The organism is Kribbella koreensis (assembly GCF_039525325.1).
Taxonomy (GTDB): domain Bacteria; phylum Actinomycetota; class Actinomycetes; order Propionibacteriales; family Kribbellaceae; genus Kribbella; species Kribbella koreensis.
The window spans coordinates 521,656-537,100 of sequence record NZ_BAAAHK010000003.1; the positions used below are offsets into that span (position 1 = coordinate 521,656).

The window sequence follows — 15,445 nt, forward strand, 5'->3', positions numbered from 1 at the left end:
GGCATCAGCAGGCTGGCCTAGGGGAACATTTGTTCGAATGTCGGGTATGGTGGGGGCATGGGTGCTGATCTTCAGGCCTCCTTGCTGGATGCGTTCGAGGATCCCGCGTTGGGATCGCTGGACGGGATTCGGCGGACGGAGCTGAGCCAGGGCGCGTGGATCGACGTGCTGCCGCGGTGGCTGACCGGGGCGGACCAGGTGTACGAGCGGCTGGCTGCCGACGTGCCTTGGCGGGACGAGCGGCGGCAGATGTACGACCGGGTCGTCGACGTTCCTCGCTTGCTCTGCTTCTACGGGGAGAACGAGGATCTGCCGTTGCCGATTCTCGATGAGGCGCGGGATCTCCTGAGTGAGCACTACGCGGAGGAGCTCGGCGAGCCGTTTCGGACGGCCGGCTTGTGTTTCTACCGCGATGGGCGCGACAGCGTCGCCTGGCATGGCGACAAGATCGGTCGTGGGAGTCGTGAGGACACGATGGTGGCGATCCTTTCGGTGGGTGAGCCTCGGGTTCTTGCGTTGCGGCCCAAGCCGGGGAGTAACAGCGGGCCGGTGAGTTCGACGATTCGCTATCCGTTGGGGCATGGGGATCTGATCGTGATGGGTGGCAGTTGCCAGCGCACCTGGGAACATGCGATTCCCAAGTCGTCCGGGCACATCGGTCCGCGGATCAGCATCCAGTTCCGCCCCCGAGGCGTCCGCTGACCGAAGGCCCGACAGAGGCGAGCGGTCTGCTCGACAGCGGTGGTGGGCAGGGCGGCCTTGGTCGGATGGGCCGCGTCGGGCTCGGCGGGGGTGGGGTGGGCAAGGGGACGGCGTGGAGTTCGGTCGGGGTGGCGACGTAGAAGGCCAGTAGACGGATTGAGGCTGCCTGGCAGGTTTGGAGGGCGGCTTGGGTCCAGTCGTGGTCTGAGGGCGGGTCGGGCTTGGGGCGGCCCAGGGCGAGGATCAGGGCGCCGTCGGGGCGGCATTGGAGGACCGGGACGAGTGGCGCCAGGGCCCTGATGCAGGACTTGGGTGAGGCGGGTGGGGCGTCTCGCGGTAGGTCGAGAAGGATCGACGTACGGAAGCGGGCTCGGCCGTCGCAGATCAGGGCGGCGAGGACGCCTTGGCGGCGCTCTCCGGCGGTGACGAAGAGGTCGACGGCGTTGGCGGCAAGTACCGGGTCGGTGAGCGGACGGGTGAGCCAGTTGGTGGGCAGGTCGCTGAAGGTCATACCTAGAAGGTGCCGTCGTTTCCTTGCCGATCCGCCGTTGTCCACAGGCCAGTTTCAAGCAGCTCAATTGGCCCATGGAATCTGTGGTGAAGTGGACCTCACAGATGGGCCGGTCGGATCTTAGGCTCGGGGTGACAAAGAGCTGAGGGAGACCGAGATGACCACCACCCGGATCACGAAGAAGGCCGGTTCGCTGCTGCCGCCGGCCGGCGCCGCCCGCAATCTCGCGTTCGCGCAGCTGGCCAACTCGGTGGGTGACGGCGCGTTCATCGTCACCTCCGCGCTCTTCTTCACCCGCGTCGTCGGCCTGTCCACCGCGCAGGTCGGGCTCGGCCTCACGATCGCCTGGCTGGTCGGATTCCTGACCGGCGTACCGCTCGGCAACCTCGCCGACCGCAAGGGTCCGCGCGGCATCGCCATCTTGCTGGCGTTGTCCACCGCGGTCTCGGTCGGCTCGTTCCTCTTCGTCCGCAGCTTCCCGCTGTTCCTGATCGCGGCCATCGCCTACGCGAGCAGCCAGACCGGACTCACCGCCGCTCGCCAGGCTCTACTGGCCGGCCTGGTCCAACCGGCCGAGCGCACGAGGATCCGCGCATTCCTGCAGTCGACGGTCAACGCCGGTCTGGCAGTGGGCGCGGCCTTCGGCGGCGTAGCACTACGGTTCGATACCGCACCGGCGTACCTGACGGTCTTCGCCATCGACGCGGCCAGCTTCCTGATCGCCGCCGCGCTGATCCACCGGGTCCCGGCAGTCCAGCCCGTCAAGCTCCGCGTCGCCGGCGAACCCCGCCTCGCAGTACTGCACGACCGCCCGTACGCCGTACTGGCCCTGCTCAACGCGGTGATGCTGATGTTCATGCCGCTGCTCAGCCTGGTCGCCCCGCTGTGGATCGTCGAGCGCACCAACGCTCCCGGCTGGGTCGTAGCCTCACTGCTGATCATCAACACGCTGGGCGTCACGCTCTTCCAGGTACGGATCGCCCGCTCGGTCACCAACCTCCGTACCGCGACCCGCTCGGTCCGCTTCGCCGGTGTCGCGATGCTGGCCGCCTGCGGGGTCTTCGCCCTCTCCGCCATCGGGATGGCCCCCGCCGGCGCAGCCGCAGTACTGGCTATCGCTGCCGCGCTACTGACGCTGGGCGAGATGAAGCTGGCCTCTGGCGCCTGGGAGATCAGCTTCGGCCTGGCCCCCGCCGACAAGCAGGGGCAGTACCAGGGCTTCTTCGGAACTGGCCCCGCAGTGGCCCGGATGCTCGGCCCGGCGCTCCTCACCACGCTGGTCCTGGGTTGGGGTCCGGTGGGCTGGATGATCGTCGGCGCCCTGTTCCTGGGGACCAGTGTGGCAACTGGTCCCGCCGTACGATGGGCAGCACGGACACGGTCCGCCGGCCAGGTGACCGAGCCGTCTCTGGAGGAGGAGCAGGCCGCCTGATGGACATCCCCGGACTGGTCGAGATCACCTCGCAGGAAGAGCTGCGCGAGGTGGTCCCGGCGCCGTTGCAGGCCACCGCGAACAAGGTACGCAAGGAGCTCCACGAGCTCGACAAGGAGTGGCTGGCCGCGTCGCCGTTCTGCCTGATCGCCACCTCCGCCGCCGACGGGAGCTGCGACGTCTCCCCCAAGGGCGACCCGGCCGGCTTCACCAAGGTGCTGGACGACAGCACGATCGCGATCCCGGAGCGGGCCGGCAACCGGCGGATCGACGGCTTCCTCAACATCGTCACCAACCCGCACGTCGGGCTGATCTACCTGCTGCCGGGGCGCGGCGAGACGCTGCGGATCAACGGCCGGGCCCGGATCGTCAAGGAAGCGCCGTTCTTCGACGAGATGATCGTGAAGGGCAACCGCCCGCAGCTCGCGTTGCTGGTCGAGATCGAGGAGATCTTCCACCACTGCTCGAAGGCGTTCCTGCGCTCGAAGCTGTGGAAGACCGAGAGCTGGAACCCGGAGGCCGTGCCGAGCCGCGCCGAGATCGCCAAGGCGACGGATCGTCAGGACGCTGATCTGGACGAGCTGAAGCGGTACTACGGCAAGAGCTACGAAGAAGGCATCTACAACGTCAAGTACTGAGGTACTGCGGACGGAGCAGTGCGAAGTACTCCGTGGCGACGATGACACCGGACCGGCCGGACCTCTACGGTTCCTAGGGTGAGCACTACCGACCTGATCTCCGACGGCCGCCTCAGGCGGGTGCTGCTGCCTGCGGCCGTCACGATCATCGCGGTGTTCGGATCCTTCGGAGCGTCCAACAACCAGGACGGCCGGCGGCACGGCGACTGGCTCATGGTGGTGCTCGTCATGATCGGCTCCGTGTCGCTCTACTGGCTGCGCAGTCATCCGGTGCCGGTGCTGTGGGCAACGGTCGGGTCGACGCTCGTCTACATGCTGATGCAGTACGGGTACGGGCCGGTCATCTTCAGTTTTGTGATCGCTGTCTTCACGGTGATCAGGACCGGGCATCGGCTGGCCGGCTGGATCGGGCTGGTCACCTTGTATGCCGGGCACGTGCTCGGGCGACTCGTGCTCGGGTTGAGCGGGCAAGGGATTTACCAGGTTCTCCTGGTCGGCACCTGCTTCGTCGTACTGGGGTTCACGGCAGAGTTGTTCCGTGGGCATCGCGAGCGGGTGATGGCGGCCAACAAGACCAGGCGTGAGGCGGAGCTGCGGCGGGCCGGTGAGGAGCGGCTGCGGATCGCACAGGAGCTGCATGACGTGGTGGCGCATCACATCTCGCTGATCAACGTGCAGGCGTCCACCGCGCTGCACCTGGTCGACCGACAGCCGGAGCAGGCTGGGCCGGCGCTCGCGGCGATCAAGGACGCCAGCAAGGAGGCACTGGTCGAGCTGCGGTCGATTGTCGGCGTACTGCGGCAGTCAGACGAGTCAGCACCACGTCAACCGGTCGCCGGGCTGGACCGGCTCGACCACCTGATCAGCCGTACGTCGATGGCCGGGCTCGAGGTGCACGCGATCGTGCACGGAGACCCGCGCCCGCTCCCGACCAGCCTGGATCGCGCGGCCTTCCGGATCATCCAGGAGTCGCTCACCAACGTCGTACGGCATGCCAAGGCGACTGCTGCGACCGTGCGCATCCAGTACGGCGAGGAGGCGCTCGTGCTGCAGGTGGATGACGATGGCTCCGCATTGACGGGGCCGCCACGCGAGGGCAACGGCATCGTCGGCATGCGCGAACGAGCCACCGCCCTGGGCGGCACCCTGACCGCCAGTCGCACGCCGGCCGGCGGCCTACGGATCGTCGCCAACCTCCCGATCTGACGACGACCCTTCGACAAGCTCTCAGGGCAGGCGGACGTGGCCGGGGTTGAGGTCTGCGACCTTGTCGACGCCCAGCAGGGCCATGGTGCGGCGGACCTCGGTGGTGAGGATCTGGGCGGCCTTGGCCACTCCTCGCTCGCCACCGGCCATCAGGCCGTAGAGGTAGGCACGGCCGACCAGGCAAGCGTCGGCACCCAGCGCCAGGGAGGCGACGATGTCGGCGCCGCTCATGATGCCGGTGTCCAGGTAGATCTCGGCGTCCGTGCCGATGGCCTTGCGGACCTCGGGGAGGATCCGGAGCGGCGTGGGAGCCCGGTCCAGCTGGCGGCCACCGTGGTTGGACAGGACGATCGCGTCGGCGCCGGCGTCGACCACGCGGCGGGCGTCTTCGACGGTCTGGATGCCCTTGATGATGAGCGGGCCCTCCCAGATCGAGCGGAGCCAGTTCAGGTCGTCGATGGTCATCGTCGGGTCGAAGAGCTGGTTCAGCAGATCGGCGACCGTACCGCCCCAGCTCGACAGCGAGGCGAAGGTGAGCGGGCGGGTGGTGAGCAGGTTGGCCCACCAGGCCGGGTGCATCGACGCGTCGAGAACCGTCTTGACCGTCAGCGACGGCGGGATGGTGAAACCGTTGCGGACGTCGCGAAGGCGGGCGCCGGCGACCGGTACGTCGACGGTCAGCATCAGCGCTTCGTACCCGGCGGCGGCCGACCGCTTCACCAGGTCCTCGCCGGCCGCGCGGTCCTTCCACACGTACAGCTGGAACCACTTGCGCGCGTCCGGACCGGCCGTGGCGACGTCCTCGATCGAGGTCGTGCCCATCGTCGACAGCGCGTACGGGATGCCGACGTCCTGGGCGACCTTGACCACCGCGCTCTCGCCCTCGTGGTTCATCATCCGGGTGAAGCCGGTCGGCGCGAACGCGAACGGCAGCTCCGAGCGGCGGCCGAGAATCGTCGTCCCGAGATCGATCTCGGAGACGTTGCGCAGGATGGACGGCTGCAACTCCATCTCGCGGAACAGCCGCCGGGCCCGGCTCAGGCTGATCTCGGCCTCCGCGGCACCGTCGGTGTAGTCGAAGACCGAGCGCGGCGTCCGGCGCTTGGCGATCGCGCGCAGGTCGGCGATCGTGAGCGCCTTCTCCAGCCGGCGGTCGGTCGCGTTCAGGGTGACCGGCTTGGCGCGCAGCAGCGGCTTGAGCTCGGACCAGCGGGGTATCTGGCGTTCGGTCATCGGTGCTTCCCTCGACAGCTGGACGGTGTGGTCGGACCACAGCATAGTCTGTGGTCCGACCACAGGGCTACACTCCCGTCTGTGACGAACTGCTCCGTACCGTGCGTACGCCGGTGAAGAACTACGAGCTGGTCCTGAACCGGGTCGAGGCCGATCTCGCGGCCGGGCGGCTGCGGTTGGGTGAGCGGCTGCCTGGAGAGCGCTCCCTGGCGGAGCAGCTCGGGATCAGCCGGCCGTCGGTGCGGGAGGCCGTGCGGGTGCTGGAGGCGATGGGGGTCGTCCGGACTGCGACCGGCTCGGGACCTGAGTCCGGCGCCGTCATCGTCGCCGAGCCGGCATCGCCGTTGACCGCGTTGCTGCGGTTGCACCTCGCGACGAATCACTTGCCGATGGGCGACATCGTGCAGACGCGCGTACTGCTGGAGTCGTGGACGGCTCGCGAGGCGGCGCATCATGCGGGCGCCGGGGATCTGGTGGCGGCTGAGGAGTTGCTGGACCGGATGGATGCTCCGGGGTTGTCGCCGGAGGAGTTCCATCTGCTTGATGCCGAGTTTCATGTGGCGTTGTCGGCGCTAGCGGGGAACGTGCTGATCGCGGCGGTGATGTCGTCGTTGCGTACTGCGATTCACGGGTACGTGCTGGCCGCCGTACCGAATCTGGCGGACTGGGATGCGACGGCGGTGGGGTTGCGGGCCGAGCACCGGGCGATCGTGGGGGCGATTCGGGCCGGCGCGGGTGATGAGGCTGCGGCGCTCATCACCGCGCACATCGAGGGGTTCTATCGGGCGGCTCAGCTTCGCTAGCGGTGTGCTGTCCCGGCGATGAAGGGGATCTTGAGCAGGCCGGGGGCGGTGTAGTGGGTCAGGTCGACGTCGGCGAAGGCGGCTTCGATCTCGGGAGCGAGGTCGCGGCCGGGGTCGCAGCCGCGGTCGACCACGCGGCTGATCGGGGCGATCATCCGTTGCACCCGGCGCAGAGCGCTCCCCGGCGGGGCTGCGACGTGCTCGAGGAAGACGAAGCGGCCGCCGGGGCGTAGGACGCGCCCGATTTCGGCAAGTACCGCGCTCACGTTGTCGACCGAGCACAGCACTGCCGTCGAGAGCACCACGTCGATGCTTGCTGAGGGCAACGGGATTGACTCGGCGTGTGCGTCGAGCACCCGGCGGGCGCCGGTGCCGGGTGCTGCCGCGACGGCTTGGGTGAGGGTGCGACGGGCTCGGGGGTTGGGCTCGAGGCCGATCCAGTCGATGGCGGGTGGGAGGAGTGGGAGGTTGGCGCCTTTACCTGCACCGATCTCCAGGACCTGACCGGTGAGAGTGGCCAGCAAAGTGCGTTTGAGGGGCTGGTAGCCGGGCCAGGTGGTCATGTCGGGGTCCTCAGGCGGTGGGGTTGCAGCGGGCCTTTGTGGAGAGGGCGGTGCGGCGGAGGCCGAGGATGATCAGGCTACCGACCAGGAGGTGGAGGGAGGCTAGGCCGAGTTTGGAGCCGGTGCCGATGCCTGCTGTGAGCGGGCTGGTGAGGGACAGGGCGCAGGCGATGGTGGCGGTGATCGTCCAGGCTTTGCGGGCGGCGATGGTGTTGTGTTCGAGGATGGCGAGCAGGGCCCAGCCGGCCAGGGACATCGCGAGTGAGGCGATGAGGACCGAGGGGGCGCCGATGTGGACGGTGCTGCCTTGTTTGGCCTCGAGGGTGAGGTTGAAGGCCTGGGTGAGGACGGTCCACCAGGCGACGGCGACGACGGTGGTGGTTCCGGCGACCGCAAGCCGGCTACGGCCGGGGACGCGGGTGGGGCTGGCTGTTGTGGCGCTTTGGGTTGTGGTCATGGCGTAAGGATTGGCCGGGGCGTGGGGTGGGGGCATCGGTCTGGAGGCTGGGGTGGGGTGGTCTGTGGTCGGTGCGGTATCTACTTTGGTCGGTGGTGGGTGGGAGTGGGGCGGCTTAGGGTCGGCGGCATGGAGGAGATCTGTGCGGTGTCCAGGCGGGATCGCTGGGCCAATGTCGTCGCGGTGTGTGCCGTCGGTGCGCTGACGGGGATGACGATCTTCGGGCGGCAGGCGGGAGATCTGCAGCCGGGGTGGTTGGCTCTCGATGTCGTGGTCGGGATTGTTGCTTGTGGCCTCATTCCGGTGCTTGGGCGATACCCGGTGCAGGGGGCGCTGGCGCAGGCTGCGTTGGCGATGCTCTCCCCCGCCGCGACACCGCCGTCGACGGTCGGCACGTTGACCGTCGCGCAGCGTCGTCCGGTAAGGACGGCCGCGCTTGTGGCTGCGGCCGGTGTTGTCGGCCATTTTGTCCAAGAGCTCTGGCGGCCGATCAATGGGCTCGATCTGGGCTGGTTCATCGTGCTGGACGTCGCCGTCCATGCCGCACTGCTGGGCTGGGGACAGTGGATGCAGGCCCGCCGGCAATTGCTCAATTCGCTGCGAGAGCGCGCTCTCCGGGCTGAGAACGAGCAAGGGCGGCGGGTCGCTGAGGCGCGGACGCTGGAGCGGACGAAGATGGCGCGCGAGATGCATGACGTGCTGGCGCATCGACTGTCGTTGCTTGCTACGTACGCCGGGGCGCTCGAGTACCGTCCGGATTCTTCGCCGGAGAAGCTTGCGAAGGCTGCCGGGGTGATTCGGACTGGGGTGCATCAGGCGCTGGAGGAGTTGCGCGAGGTGATCAGTGTGCTGCGCGACAGCGAGATCGACGAGCTTCCGGGCGGGCGACCGCAGCCGACGTTCGGGGATCTTGCTGGGCTGGTGGCTGAGTCGCGGGACGCAGGTACGGAGATCCGGTACGCCGAAACCGTCGCCGCGGCAGAATCGTTGCCACCGGCAACCGGGCGGACGGCGTACCGGGTGGTGCAGGAAGGGCTGACGAACGCGCGCAAGCATGCGGCCGGGCATCCTGTCACGCTGGTCGTCGACGGTAAGCCTGGTGAGTCGTTACGGATCGAGCTCAGCAACCCGAGCGGGAACGGGGTGCCGCTCGCGCCGGGGAGCGGTACCGGGCTGGTCGGGTTGACCGAGCGCGTGCACCTCGCAGGCGGAACGCTTGACCACGGCCGCGCACCCGACGGCCGCTTCCGGCTGGAAGCGTCCCTCCCGTGGCCGCTGTGAGTCCCGCTACGGTGGCCGATGTGAGCGAGACGATTCGGGTGTTGGTGGTTGATGACGATGCGTTGGTGCGGGCCAGTTTGGAGATGATGCTGGACGGGGCCAACGGGATCTCGGTGGTCGCTCAGGCTGCTGATGGGGACGAGGTGCCGGGGGCGGTCGATGCGCATTTTCCGGATCTGGTGCTGATGGATCTGCGGATGCCGCGGGTGGACGGGATCGTCGCGACGCGGCGGTTGCGGGCGCGGAAGAATCCGCCGGAGGTGATCGTGCTGACGACCTTCGATACCGATGAGAACGTGCTGCACGCGTTGCGCGCCGGGGCCAGTGGGTTTCTGTTGAAGGACACGCCGCCGGCGCGGATCGTCGAGGCGGTGCGGCGGGTGGCGGCGGGTGATCCGATTCTGTCGCCGGCCATCACGCGGCGGTTGATGGATCAGGCTGCTACCCAGGCTGATGCGCATACGCGGGCCCAGGAGGCGTTCGCTCGGTTGTCACCGCGGGAGTACGACGTGATGCTGGCGGTCGCGCAGGGCAAGGCGAACGCGGACATCGCGACCGAGCTGTACATGAGCGTGGCGACGGTGAAGGCGCACATCTCGCACATCCTCGGCAAGCTCGAACTCGGCAACCGCACCCAGATCGCCCTCCTCGCCCACGACGCCGGCCTCGCCTGAACCGCCGGCAGCCACACCGCCTCGTCGACCAAACCGGCCCTGACCGGCGGATGCTCTAGCGTGGGCGCATGATCCGGGTGTTGCTGGCTGATGATCAGGCGTTGGTGCGGGCGGGGTTTCGGTCTCTACTGAATGCGGAGGACGACATCACCGTGGTCGGCGAGGTTGCCGACGGGGCCGCGGCGTTCGAGCTGGCCAAAGCGGAGAAGCCGGACGTCGTGTTGATGGATATCCGGATGCCGGGGATGGACGGGCTCGAGGCGACCAAGTTGATCGGCGCCGAGGAAGCGCTCTCCGACGTCCACGTGGTGATCCTGACGACCTTCGACCTGGACGAGTACGTGTTCGAGGCGCTTCGGGTCGGGGCCAGCGGGTTCCTGGTCAAGGACACTGAGCCAGTCGAGTTGCTGCAGGCTGTTCGCGTGGTTGCTCGCGGAGATGCGCTGCTCTCTCCGGGAGTTACCCGGCGGCTGGTTGCCGAGTTCGCAAGTAGGAGCCGGCAGCCGCATGCGAGCAAAGAGCTTGATGTACTGACGGATCGCGAGCGGGAGATCGTCGCTCTGGTCGGAGAGGGCCTCTCCAACGACGAGATCGCCCAGCGCCTCGTGCTCAGCCCGGCCACCGCCAAGACCCACGTCAGCCGCGCGATGGTGAAACTCGGCGTCCGCGACCGGGCCCAGCTCGTCGTCATGGCCTACCAGACCGGCCTCGTCCGTCCAGGCTGGCTCGGCTGACCCCTCACCACCTGACGTACACTGTTCGTTGGTCGAACGGTGTTCGTGATGAGGAGTGGTGAAGGTGGCGAAGGTGACGGTCTTCGGGGCCGGTGGTGGCACCGGGCGGCAGATTGTTGAGGAGGCCAGGTCGGCCGGGCATGAGGTGACAGCGGCGGTACGCGATCCGGCGAAGGTGACGCTGGACGGAGTGCGGGTGGTCGCGGCCGACATCCGCGACGCGGCCAGCGTGCAAGCGGCAGTCGCGGGACAGGACGCGGTGGTGAGCGCGGTGGGTGCACCGGGTCGGCGAGCGCTTGGGCTGTACTCCGAGGGCGGGCGATCGCTGGTGGCCGCGATGGAGTCAGCCGGAGTAGATCGACTGACCGCGATCACCTCCGCCGGAGTACGGCACGACGATCCGAGTTTCCCGCTCTGGTACCGATTGGCCGCCCGGACGCTGATGCGCGAGCAGTACGGCGACATGGCGCGGCTGGAGGAGATCGTACGGGCGAGCAATCTCGAGTGGACGCTGGTTCGGCCGACGCGGCTGGTCGATGAGGAACCGGCCGGCGACTATCGGGTCCAGGATGCCGCGACGCCCAAGGGTGGTTCGCAGGTGAGTCGTGCGGAGCTGGCGCGGTTCATCGTCGGGGAGCTCGACAAACGCGAATGGATCAAGGCGACACCTACTGTCGCGAGGTAGTTCTCTACTCCTCGTGAGGTAGCCGCAGTCACTCCCGGTGGGCGACGCGGTGAGCATGGCCTGACCGGCACTGTCTTAGGCATGAACGCAACTGCTGCTCCGCTGGTCGAGGTCTCGGGCCTGACCAAACGCTACGGCGACACCTTGGCTGTCGACGGTGTCGATCTGACTGTCCTGCCCGGTGAGGTCTATGGCTTTCTCGGGCCCAACGGCGCCGGCAAGACCACCACGCTGCGGATCCTGACCGGTCTGATCTGTCCGACGAGCGGTACGGTCCGCGTGCTCGGCGGCGCGCCCGGCCAGGCGCAGGTGCTCGCCCGGACCGGCTCGATGATCGAGTCGCCCGCCTTCTATCCGTACCTTTCCGGGCTCGACAATCTCCGCGTTCTCGCCGAGTACGCCGACGTGCCCCGCCCGCGCATCGACGAAGTACTCGCCCTGGTCGGCCTGGCCGATCGCGCCCGCGACCGCTTCTCGACGTACTCACTCGGCATGAAGCAGCGACTCGGTGTCGCCGCGGCTCTCCTCAAGGATCCCGAGCTGGTCATCCTCGACGAACCGACCAACGGTCTCGACCCGGCCGGCATGCGCGACATGCGCCGGCTCATCCGCGAGCTCGGCGCGGACGGCCGGACCGTCCTGCTGTCCAGTCATCTGCTCGGTGAGGTACAGCAGATCTGCGACCGCGTCGGCATCATCAGCGAAGGCCGGATGGTCGCCGAGCACACCGTCGACGAGCTACGGACCGAGCAGGAGCTGGTGATCCGGGCGACACCCCGAGAGAACGCTCGCTCGCTCCTCATCGAGGCGCTCGGCGCCGCCGCCGTCCACCTGTACGACGAAACGCTGCGGGTCAAGGTCGCGCCCGACCGCGCCGCTGAGGTGAACCGCCTGCTGGTCGACGCAGGGATCGCGGTCTCCGAGCTGCACAGCACAGAACGCGCTCTCGAGGACGTCTTCTTCGAGCTGACCACGACCACGGACAAGGAGAAGACCCATGCTGGGTAGTTACCGCGCCGAGCTGCTCAAGCTCCGCAAACGATCCGCCGTCTGGGTGCTGTTCGGAGCCGGCCTCGTCCTGAGCCTGATCTTCGGCTACCTCCTGCCCTACCTCGGCTATGTGAGCGGCGACGACAACCCGCAGACCAACGGCGTCCCCCGCGCCGAGGTACTCCGCGGAGTCCTGCCGGAACGCGTGATGGACAACACGATCGGCGGCTTCCCGGTCTTCGCGGGAGCGCTCGCTCTGGTCCTCGGCGCGATCGTGGTCGGCGGCGAGTACACCTGGGGAACGCTGAAGACCATCCTCACCCAGCGCCCCGGCCGCGGCACCCTGCTCGGCGGTCAACTGCTCGGCCTGCTGACCATGCTGGCCGTCTGGGTGCTCGGCATCTTCGCCGCCTGCGCCCTGTGCAGTATCGGGATCGCCGCGGCCGAGAACGCGCCGATGGACTGGCCGAGCGCCGGCGCCCTGCTCAAAGGACTGGGCGGCGGCTGGCTCGTCCTCAGTTCCTGGTGCCTGGCCGGCGCGTTACTAGCCGTTGCCTTCCGCAACGTTGCCCTGCCGATCGGGCTCGGTGTCGTATGGATCCTCGGGATCGAGACGCTGCTGGCCGGGGTGGTCAACAGCCTGCTCCCCGATCTCCACGTCCTGTCCGACGCGCTGCCGGGCACCAACGCCGGAGCGCTGGTGTTCAGCGTGACGGGGATGAGTTCGGCGGACGCGCCTCCCGGAGTACGGGATGCCGTGTCGGGAGATCGCGCTCTCCTGACCGTACTCGGCTACGCCGCCGTCTTCGTCGTACTGGCCGTCGTCACCACCCGGCGCCGGGACGTCAGCTGAGCTTGAGCCCCGCGTGGCTGAGGCACAGCTCGCAGAACATCGCGTTGGCCCAGGAGAACCACTCGCGGGTGAAGTTGGCCGGGTCGTCGGTGTGGAAGGACTCGTGCATCTGCCCGGTCCCGCCAGTGGTGTCGCGCAGCAGTTCGAGCAGCTGCTGCCGCTCGTCGGCCGACGTGCTGGTCAGGCCCTGGACCGCCAGCGCGATCGGCCAGATGTGGTCCGGCGGAGTGTGCGGGCTGCCGATCCCGGCACCATGAGTACCGCTGTAGTAGTACGGGTTCTCCGGGCTGAGCAGCAGCGAACGGGTCGCCAGGTACGTCGGATCATCGGCCGCGGCGAACCCCGTCATCGGCGCCGACAGCAGGCTTGGCATGTTCGCGTCGTCCATCAGCAACCGCTCCCCCGTGCCGTCCACCTCGTAGGCGTAGACCCGGCCGAGCGTCGGGTGGTCGACCGTGCCGAACTGCGCGATCCCGTCGTCGATGGTGGCCTTGAGCTCCTTGGCGCGATCGCCGAGCGCGGCATCGTCGAGTACCTCGCTCGCGATCGCCTCCAGGTAACCGAGGACGACCGAGGCGAACATGTTGCCGGGCACGTTGAACCCGTGCTCGGTCGCGTCGTCACTCGGCCGGAAAGCGCTCCATGACATGCCGGTCCGCTGAGTCGGCTGCCCGAGACCGTCGCGGATGAGCGAGTCGCTCGGCCGATCGTCGTGCCGCTGGAACCGGTACGGCGACTTGGCGTCATGGTCCAGCTCGGTCTCCAGTACTTCGAGAGCCGCGACCGCCGCCACCCGGAAGCGGTCGTCGATGACGTCCTTGCGGCCGGTGATCCGCCACAGCCGGTAGGCCAGCTCGATCGGGTAACACAGCGAGTCGATCTCGTACTTGCGTTCCCACACCCACGGCGACATCTCGGTCTCGTCGGTGGTGTGGCCGGCGCCGTTCGCCGTCTTGTTGAAGGCGTTCGCGTACGGGTCGAGAGCGATGTACTCGAGCTGCCGGTGCAGGACGCCGATCAGCACCTCCTGCAGCGCCGGGTCGTCGGCGCAGAGCACCAGGTACGGCCGCAGCTGGGCGGCGGAGTCACGCAACCACATCGCGGGGATGTCACCGGTCAGCACGAACGTCGTACCGTCCGGCAGCCGTTCCGCGACGGCGGGCAGGTTCTCCGCCATCGACCGGTGGAACATGTCCGCGATCACCTGGTCGCCGGTCGCCTGGCGGACCTTCTCGGTGGCACGGGCGAGTACCTCGGGATCGATACCGGTCATCAAGACATCAACCTTTCAGCGGACCCGACTACGACAGATGGAGCGCTCTCTGCGGGTCCGAGCAGGAGCACTGAGGGGTTGGGAGAGAACGTGTGGTCGAGCACCAGGCTGGCGGCGCCGACCGCACCGACGTCCGCGCCGAGCGCGGTCCCGGTGACGGCGAAAGGATGGACGGAGCGAACCAGGAAGCGCTCTTCCAGCGCGGCCCGGACGGCCTCGTCGAAGAAGGGCGCGAGCTGGTCCCAGTGCGGGCCGCCGAACACGACGCGTTCCAGGTCGAGCAGGTTGGCGATGTCCTCGACCACCTTGGCGATCCGCCCGGCCAGCGCGGCGATCAGCTCGCGCGCCACCTTGCCGCCGGGCAGGTCGGCATCCGCCGCAGCCTGGTCGCACAGTTCGGCGAAGGCGACGTCGACGGCGTGCCGGTCGTCGAGATCGATGCCCTTGGCAAGTACTCCCGCGTGGATCCCTTGCTGGACGAGGTAGCGTGGCTGGCTGGTCTCGCCGACACAGCCGCGGCGTCCGCAGAAACACACCGGGCCGTCGGGATCGACCATCACGTGGCCGATCTCGCCGACGTTGCTGCTCGAACCGCGGACCACCTCGTCGCCGATCACCAGGCCGGCACCTACCCCGGTACCGAGGTAGAAGAAGACGAAACTGCCACGACCGTTCGGGCCGCCGGCCCATTTCTCGGCGGACGCCGCGGCGGTGACGTCCTTGTCCAGCAGGACCGGCAGGCCGGTCAGCACGCGCAGGGTGTCGCGCAACGGAACCAGATGCCAGGCGCTCAGGTTGGGCGGGTTCACCACGACGCCGCGCTCGACGTCGATCGGCCCGGGCGCGGCGATGCCGACGCCGACCACGCGTTCACGCGGCGCGCCGGCTTCGGCGATGACCTGCTCGACTGTGGCAGCGATTCCCGCAATGAGTACGTCGGGATCGTCGGACGCCGGTGTCTCCGCGCGGCGGCGGGCGACGACCTGCCCGGTCAGATCGAGCACGACCGTGGTGACGACGGCCGGGTCGAGGTGCACACCGACGGCGTACTGGCCGGTGGGCTCGAGTTCGAGGAGGGTGCGCGGTTTGCCGAGGCCGGCGCTCTTCTGCCGGCCGGCCTCGCGGACCAGGCCGGCGTCGAGCAATCGGCGGGTGATGTTGGAGATGGCCTGCCCGGACAGTCCGGTGGCGGCCGCGATCTCGACCCGGCTCAGCCGTTCGTCGGCCCGCCGGATCGCATCCAGCACCACCGTGTCGTTGAAGCCACCCACGCGATCGAGATTGGTACCCCGGCGTACTACGGCCGGCGGCTGGTCGCTGCTCACCACTCCCCCTGTCTCCACTGCCCCACGCACCCCTGCCCCCCACACCCCTGCTCCGCCGGCCCTCACCCACTGGCGGCGGACCGCT

17 protein-coding genes are annotated in these 15,445 nt (G+C 68.4%); 11 read left to right on the plus strand and 6 right to left on the minus strand.

Going from position 1 to position 15,445, the window contains the following annotated elements:
• Positions 1–57: 57 nt before the first annotated feature.
• Positions 58–702, plus strand: coding sequence for an alpha-ketoglutarate-dependent dioxygenase AlkB (locus ABD116_RS06155; protein ID WP_343965732.1), 645 nt, complete (start codon positions 58–60; stop codon positions 700–702).
• Here ABD116_RS06155 and ABD116_RS06160 read toward each other — a convergent pair.
• Positions 668–1,213, minus strand: a complete 546-nt coding sequence (locus tag ABD116_RS06160) for a hypothetical protein (protein WP_343965734.1) — start codon at positions 1,211–1,213, stop codon at positions 668–670. The two genes, ABD116_RS06155 and ABD116_RS06160, sit on opposite strands and share 35 nt — an antisense overlap.
• Positions 1,214–1,370: 157 nt before the next feature.
• Between ABD116_RS06160 and ABD116_RS06165 the strand changes: the two genes are divergently transcribed.
• The 3 genes from ABD116_RS06165 (at position 1,371) to ABD116_RS06175 (ending at position 4,489) form a co-directional block, all read left to right on the plus strand.
• Entirely contained in the window at positions 1,371–2,645 is a 1,275-nt protein-coding gene (locus tag ABD116_RS06165; RefSeq protein WP_343965736.1) for an MFS transporter, read from the plus strand.
• Positions 2,645–3,283, plus strand: coding sequence for a pyridoxamine 5'-phosphate oxidase family protein (locus ABD116_RS06170; RefSeq protein ID WP_343965738.1), 639 nt, complete (start codon positions 2,645–2,647; stop codon positions 3,281–3,283). Before ABD116_RS06165 ends, ABD116_RS06170 begins: the two co-directional genes overlap by 1 nt.
• Positions 3,284–3,361: 78 nt before the next feature.
• Positions 3,362–4,489 carry a histidine kinase gene (locus ABD116_RS06175; protein WP_343965741.1) on the plus strand — a complete coding sequence of 376 codons (1,128 nt, stop codon included), beginning with the start codon at positions 3,362–3,364 and terminating at the stop codon, positions 4,487–4,489.
• Between the two features lie 21 nt (positions 4,490–4,510).
• Here the strand turns inward: ABD116_RS06175 and ABD116_RS06180 are convergent, their stop codons facing one another.
• Positions 4,511–5,722 (minus strand): alpha-hydroxy acid oxidase, encoded by a 1,212-nt coding sequence (locus ABD116_RS06180; RefSeq protein WP_343965743.1) that lies wholly within the window; start codon positions 5,720–5,722, stop codon positions 4,511–4,513.
• Positions 5,723–5,835: 113 nt separating this feature from the next.
• On the opposite strand from ABD116_RS06180, the gene ABD116_RS06185 reads away from it, so the two are divergent.
• Positions 5,836–6,525, plus strand: coding sequence for a FadR/GntR family transcriptional regulator (locus tag ABD116_RS06185; protein ID WP_343965745.1), 690 nt, complete (start codon positions 5,836–5,838; stop codon positions 6,523–6,525).
• Here ABD116_RS06185 and ABD116_RS06190 read toward each other — a convergent pair.
• On the minus strand, positions 6,522–7,088 hold the full coding sequence (locus ABD116_RS06190; protein WP_343965748.1) for a class I SAM-dependent methyltransferase: 567 nt from the start codon (positions 7,086–7,088) through the stop codon (positions 6,522–6,524). The genes ABD116_RS06185 and ABD116_RS06190 overlap by 4 nt on opposite strands.
• A 10-nt stretch (positions 7,089–7,098) precedes the next feature.
• On the minus strand, positions 7,099–7,545 hold the full coding sequence (locus tag ABD116_RS06195; RefSeq protein ID WP_343965750.1) for a DUF6069 family protein: 447 nt from the start codon (positions 7,543–7,545) through the stop codon (positions 7,099–7,101).
• Positions 7,546–7,674: 129 nt separating this feature from the next.
• Between ABD116_RS06195 and ABD116_RS06200 the strand changes: the two genes are divergently transcribed.
• The 6 genes from ABD116_RS06200 (at position 7,675) to ABD116_RS06225 (ending at position 12,762) form a co-directional block, all read left to right on the plus strand.
• Positions 7,675–8,826: a sensor histidine kinase gene (locus ABD116_RS06200; RefSeq protein ID WP_343965752.1), complete on the plus strand. Its 1,152-nt coding sequence runs from the start codon at positions 7,675–7,677 to the stop codon at positions 8,824–8,826.
• 83 nt (positions 8,827–8,909) lie between these two features.
• Entirely contained in the window at positions 8,910–9,500 is a 591-nt protein-coding gene (locus tag ABD116_RS06205; protein ID WP_425552064.1) for a response regulator, read from the plus strand.
• 68 nt (positions 9,501–9,568) lie between these two features.
• Positions 9,569–10,234 (plus strand): response regulator, encoded by a 666-nt coding sequence (locus ABD116_RS06210; RefSeq protein WP_343965756.1) that lies wholly within the window; start codon positions 9,569–9,571, stop codon positions 10,232–10,234.
• A gap of 64 nt (positions 10,235–10,298) precedes the next feature.
• On the plus strand, positions 10,299–10,919 hold the full coding sequence (locus tag ABD116_RS06215) for an NAD(P)-dependent oxidoreductase (RefSeq protein WP_343965758.1): 621 nt from the start codon (positions 10,299–10,301) through the stop codon (positions 10,917–10,919).
• Between the two features lie 81 nt (positions 10,920–11,000).
• The gene (locus ABD116_RS06220) at positions 11,001–11,927 is read left to right on the plus strand and encodes an ABC transporter ATP-binding protein (protein WP_343965760.1); all 927 of its coding nucleotides are present in this window, start codon (positions 11,001–11,003) and stop codon (positions 11,925–11,927) included.
• Positions 11,917–12,762, plus strand: coding sequence for an ABC transporter permease (locus ABD116_RS06225; RefSeq protein ID WP_343965763.1), 846 nt, complete (start codon positions 11,917–11,919; stop codon positions 12,760–12,762). The genes ABD116_RS06220 and ABD116_RS06225 overlap by 11 nt, the downstream gene beginning before the upstream one ends.
• Here ABD116_RS06225 and ABD116_RS06230 read toward each other — a convergent pair.
• Both ABD116_RS06230 and ABD116_RS06235 read right to left on the minus strand, forming a co-directional pair.
• Positions 12,755–14,035, minus strand: a complete 1,281-nt coding sequence (locus ABD116_RS06230; protein WP_343965765.1) for a glycoside hydrolase family 125 protein — start codon at positions 14,033–14,035, stop codon at positions 12,755–12,757. The genes ABD116_RS06225 and ABD116_RS06230 overlap by 8 nt on opposite strands.
• Positions 14,035–15,360: an ROK family transcriptional regulator gene (locus ABD116_RS06235; RefSeq protein WP_343965767.1), complete on the minus strand. Its 1,326-nt coding sequence runs from the start codon at positions 15,358–15,360 to the stop codon at positions 14,035–14,037. The genes ABD116_RS06230 and ABD116_RS06235 overlap by 1 nt, the downstream gene beginning before the upstream one ends.
• Positions 15,361–15,445 lie beyond the last annotated feature (85 nt).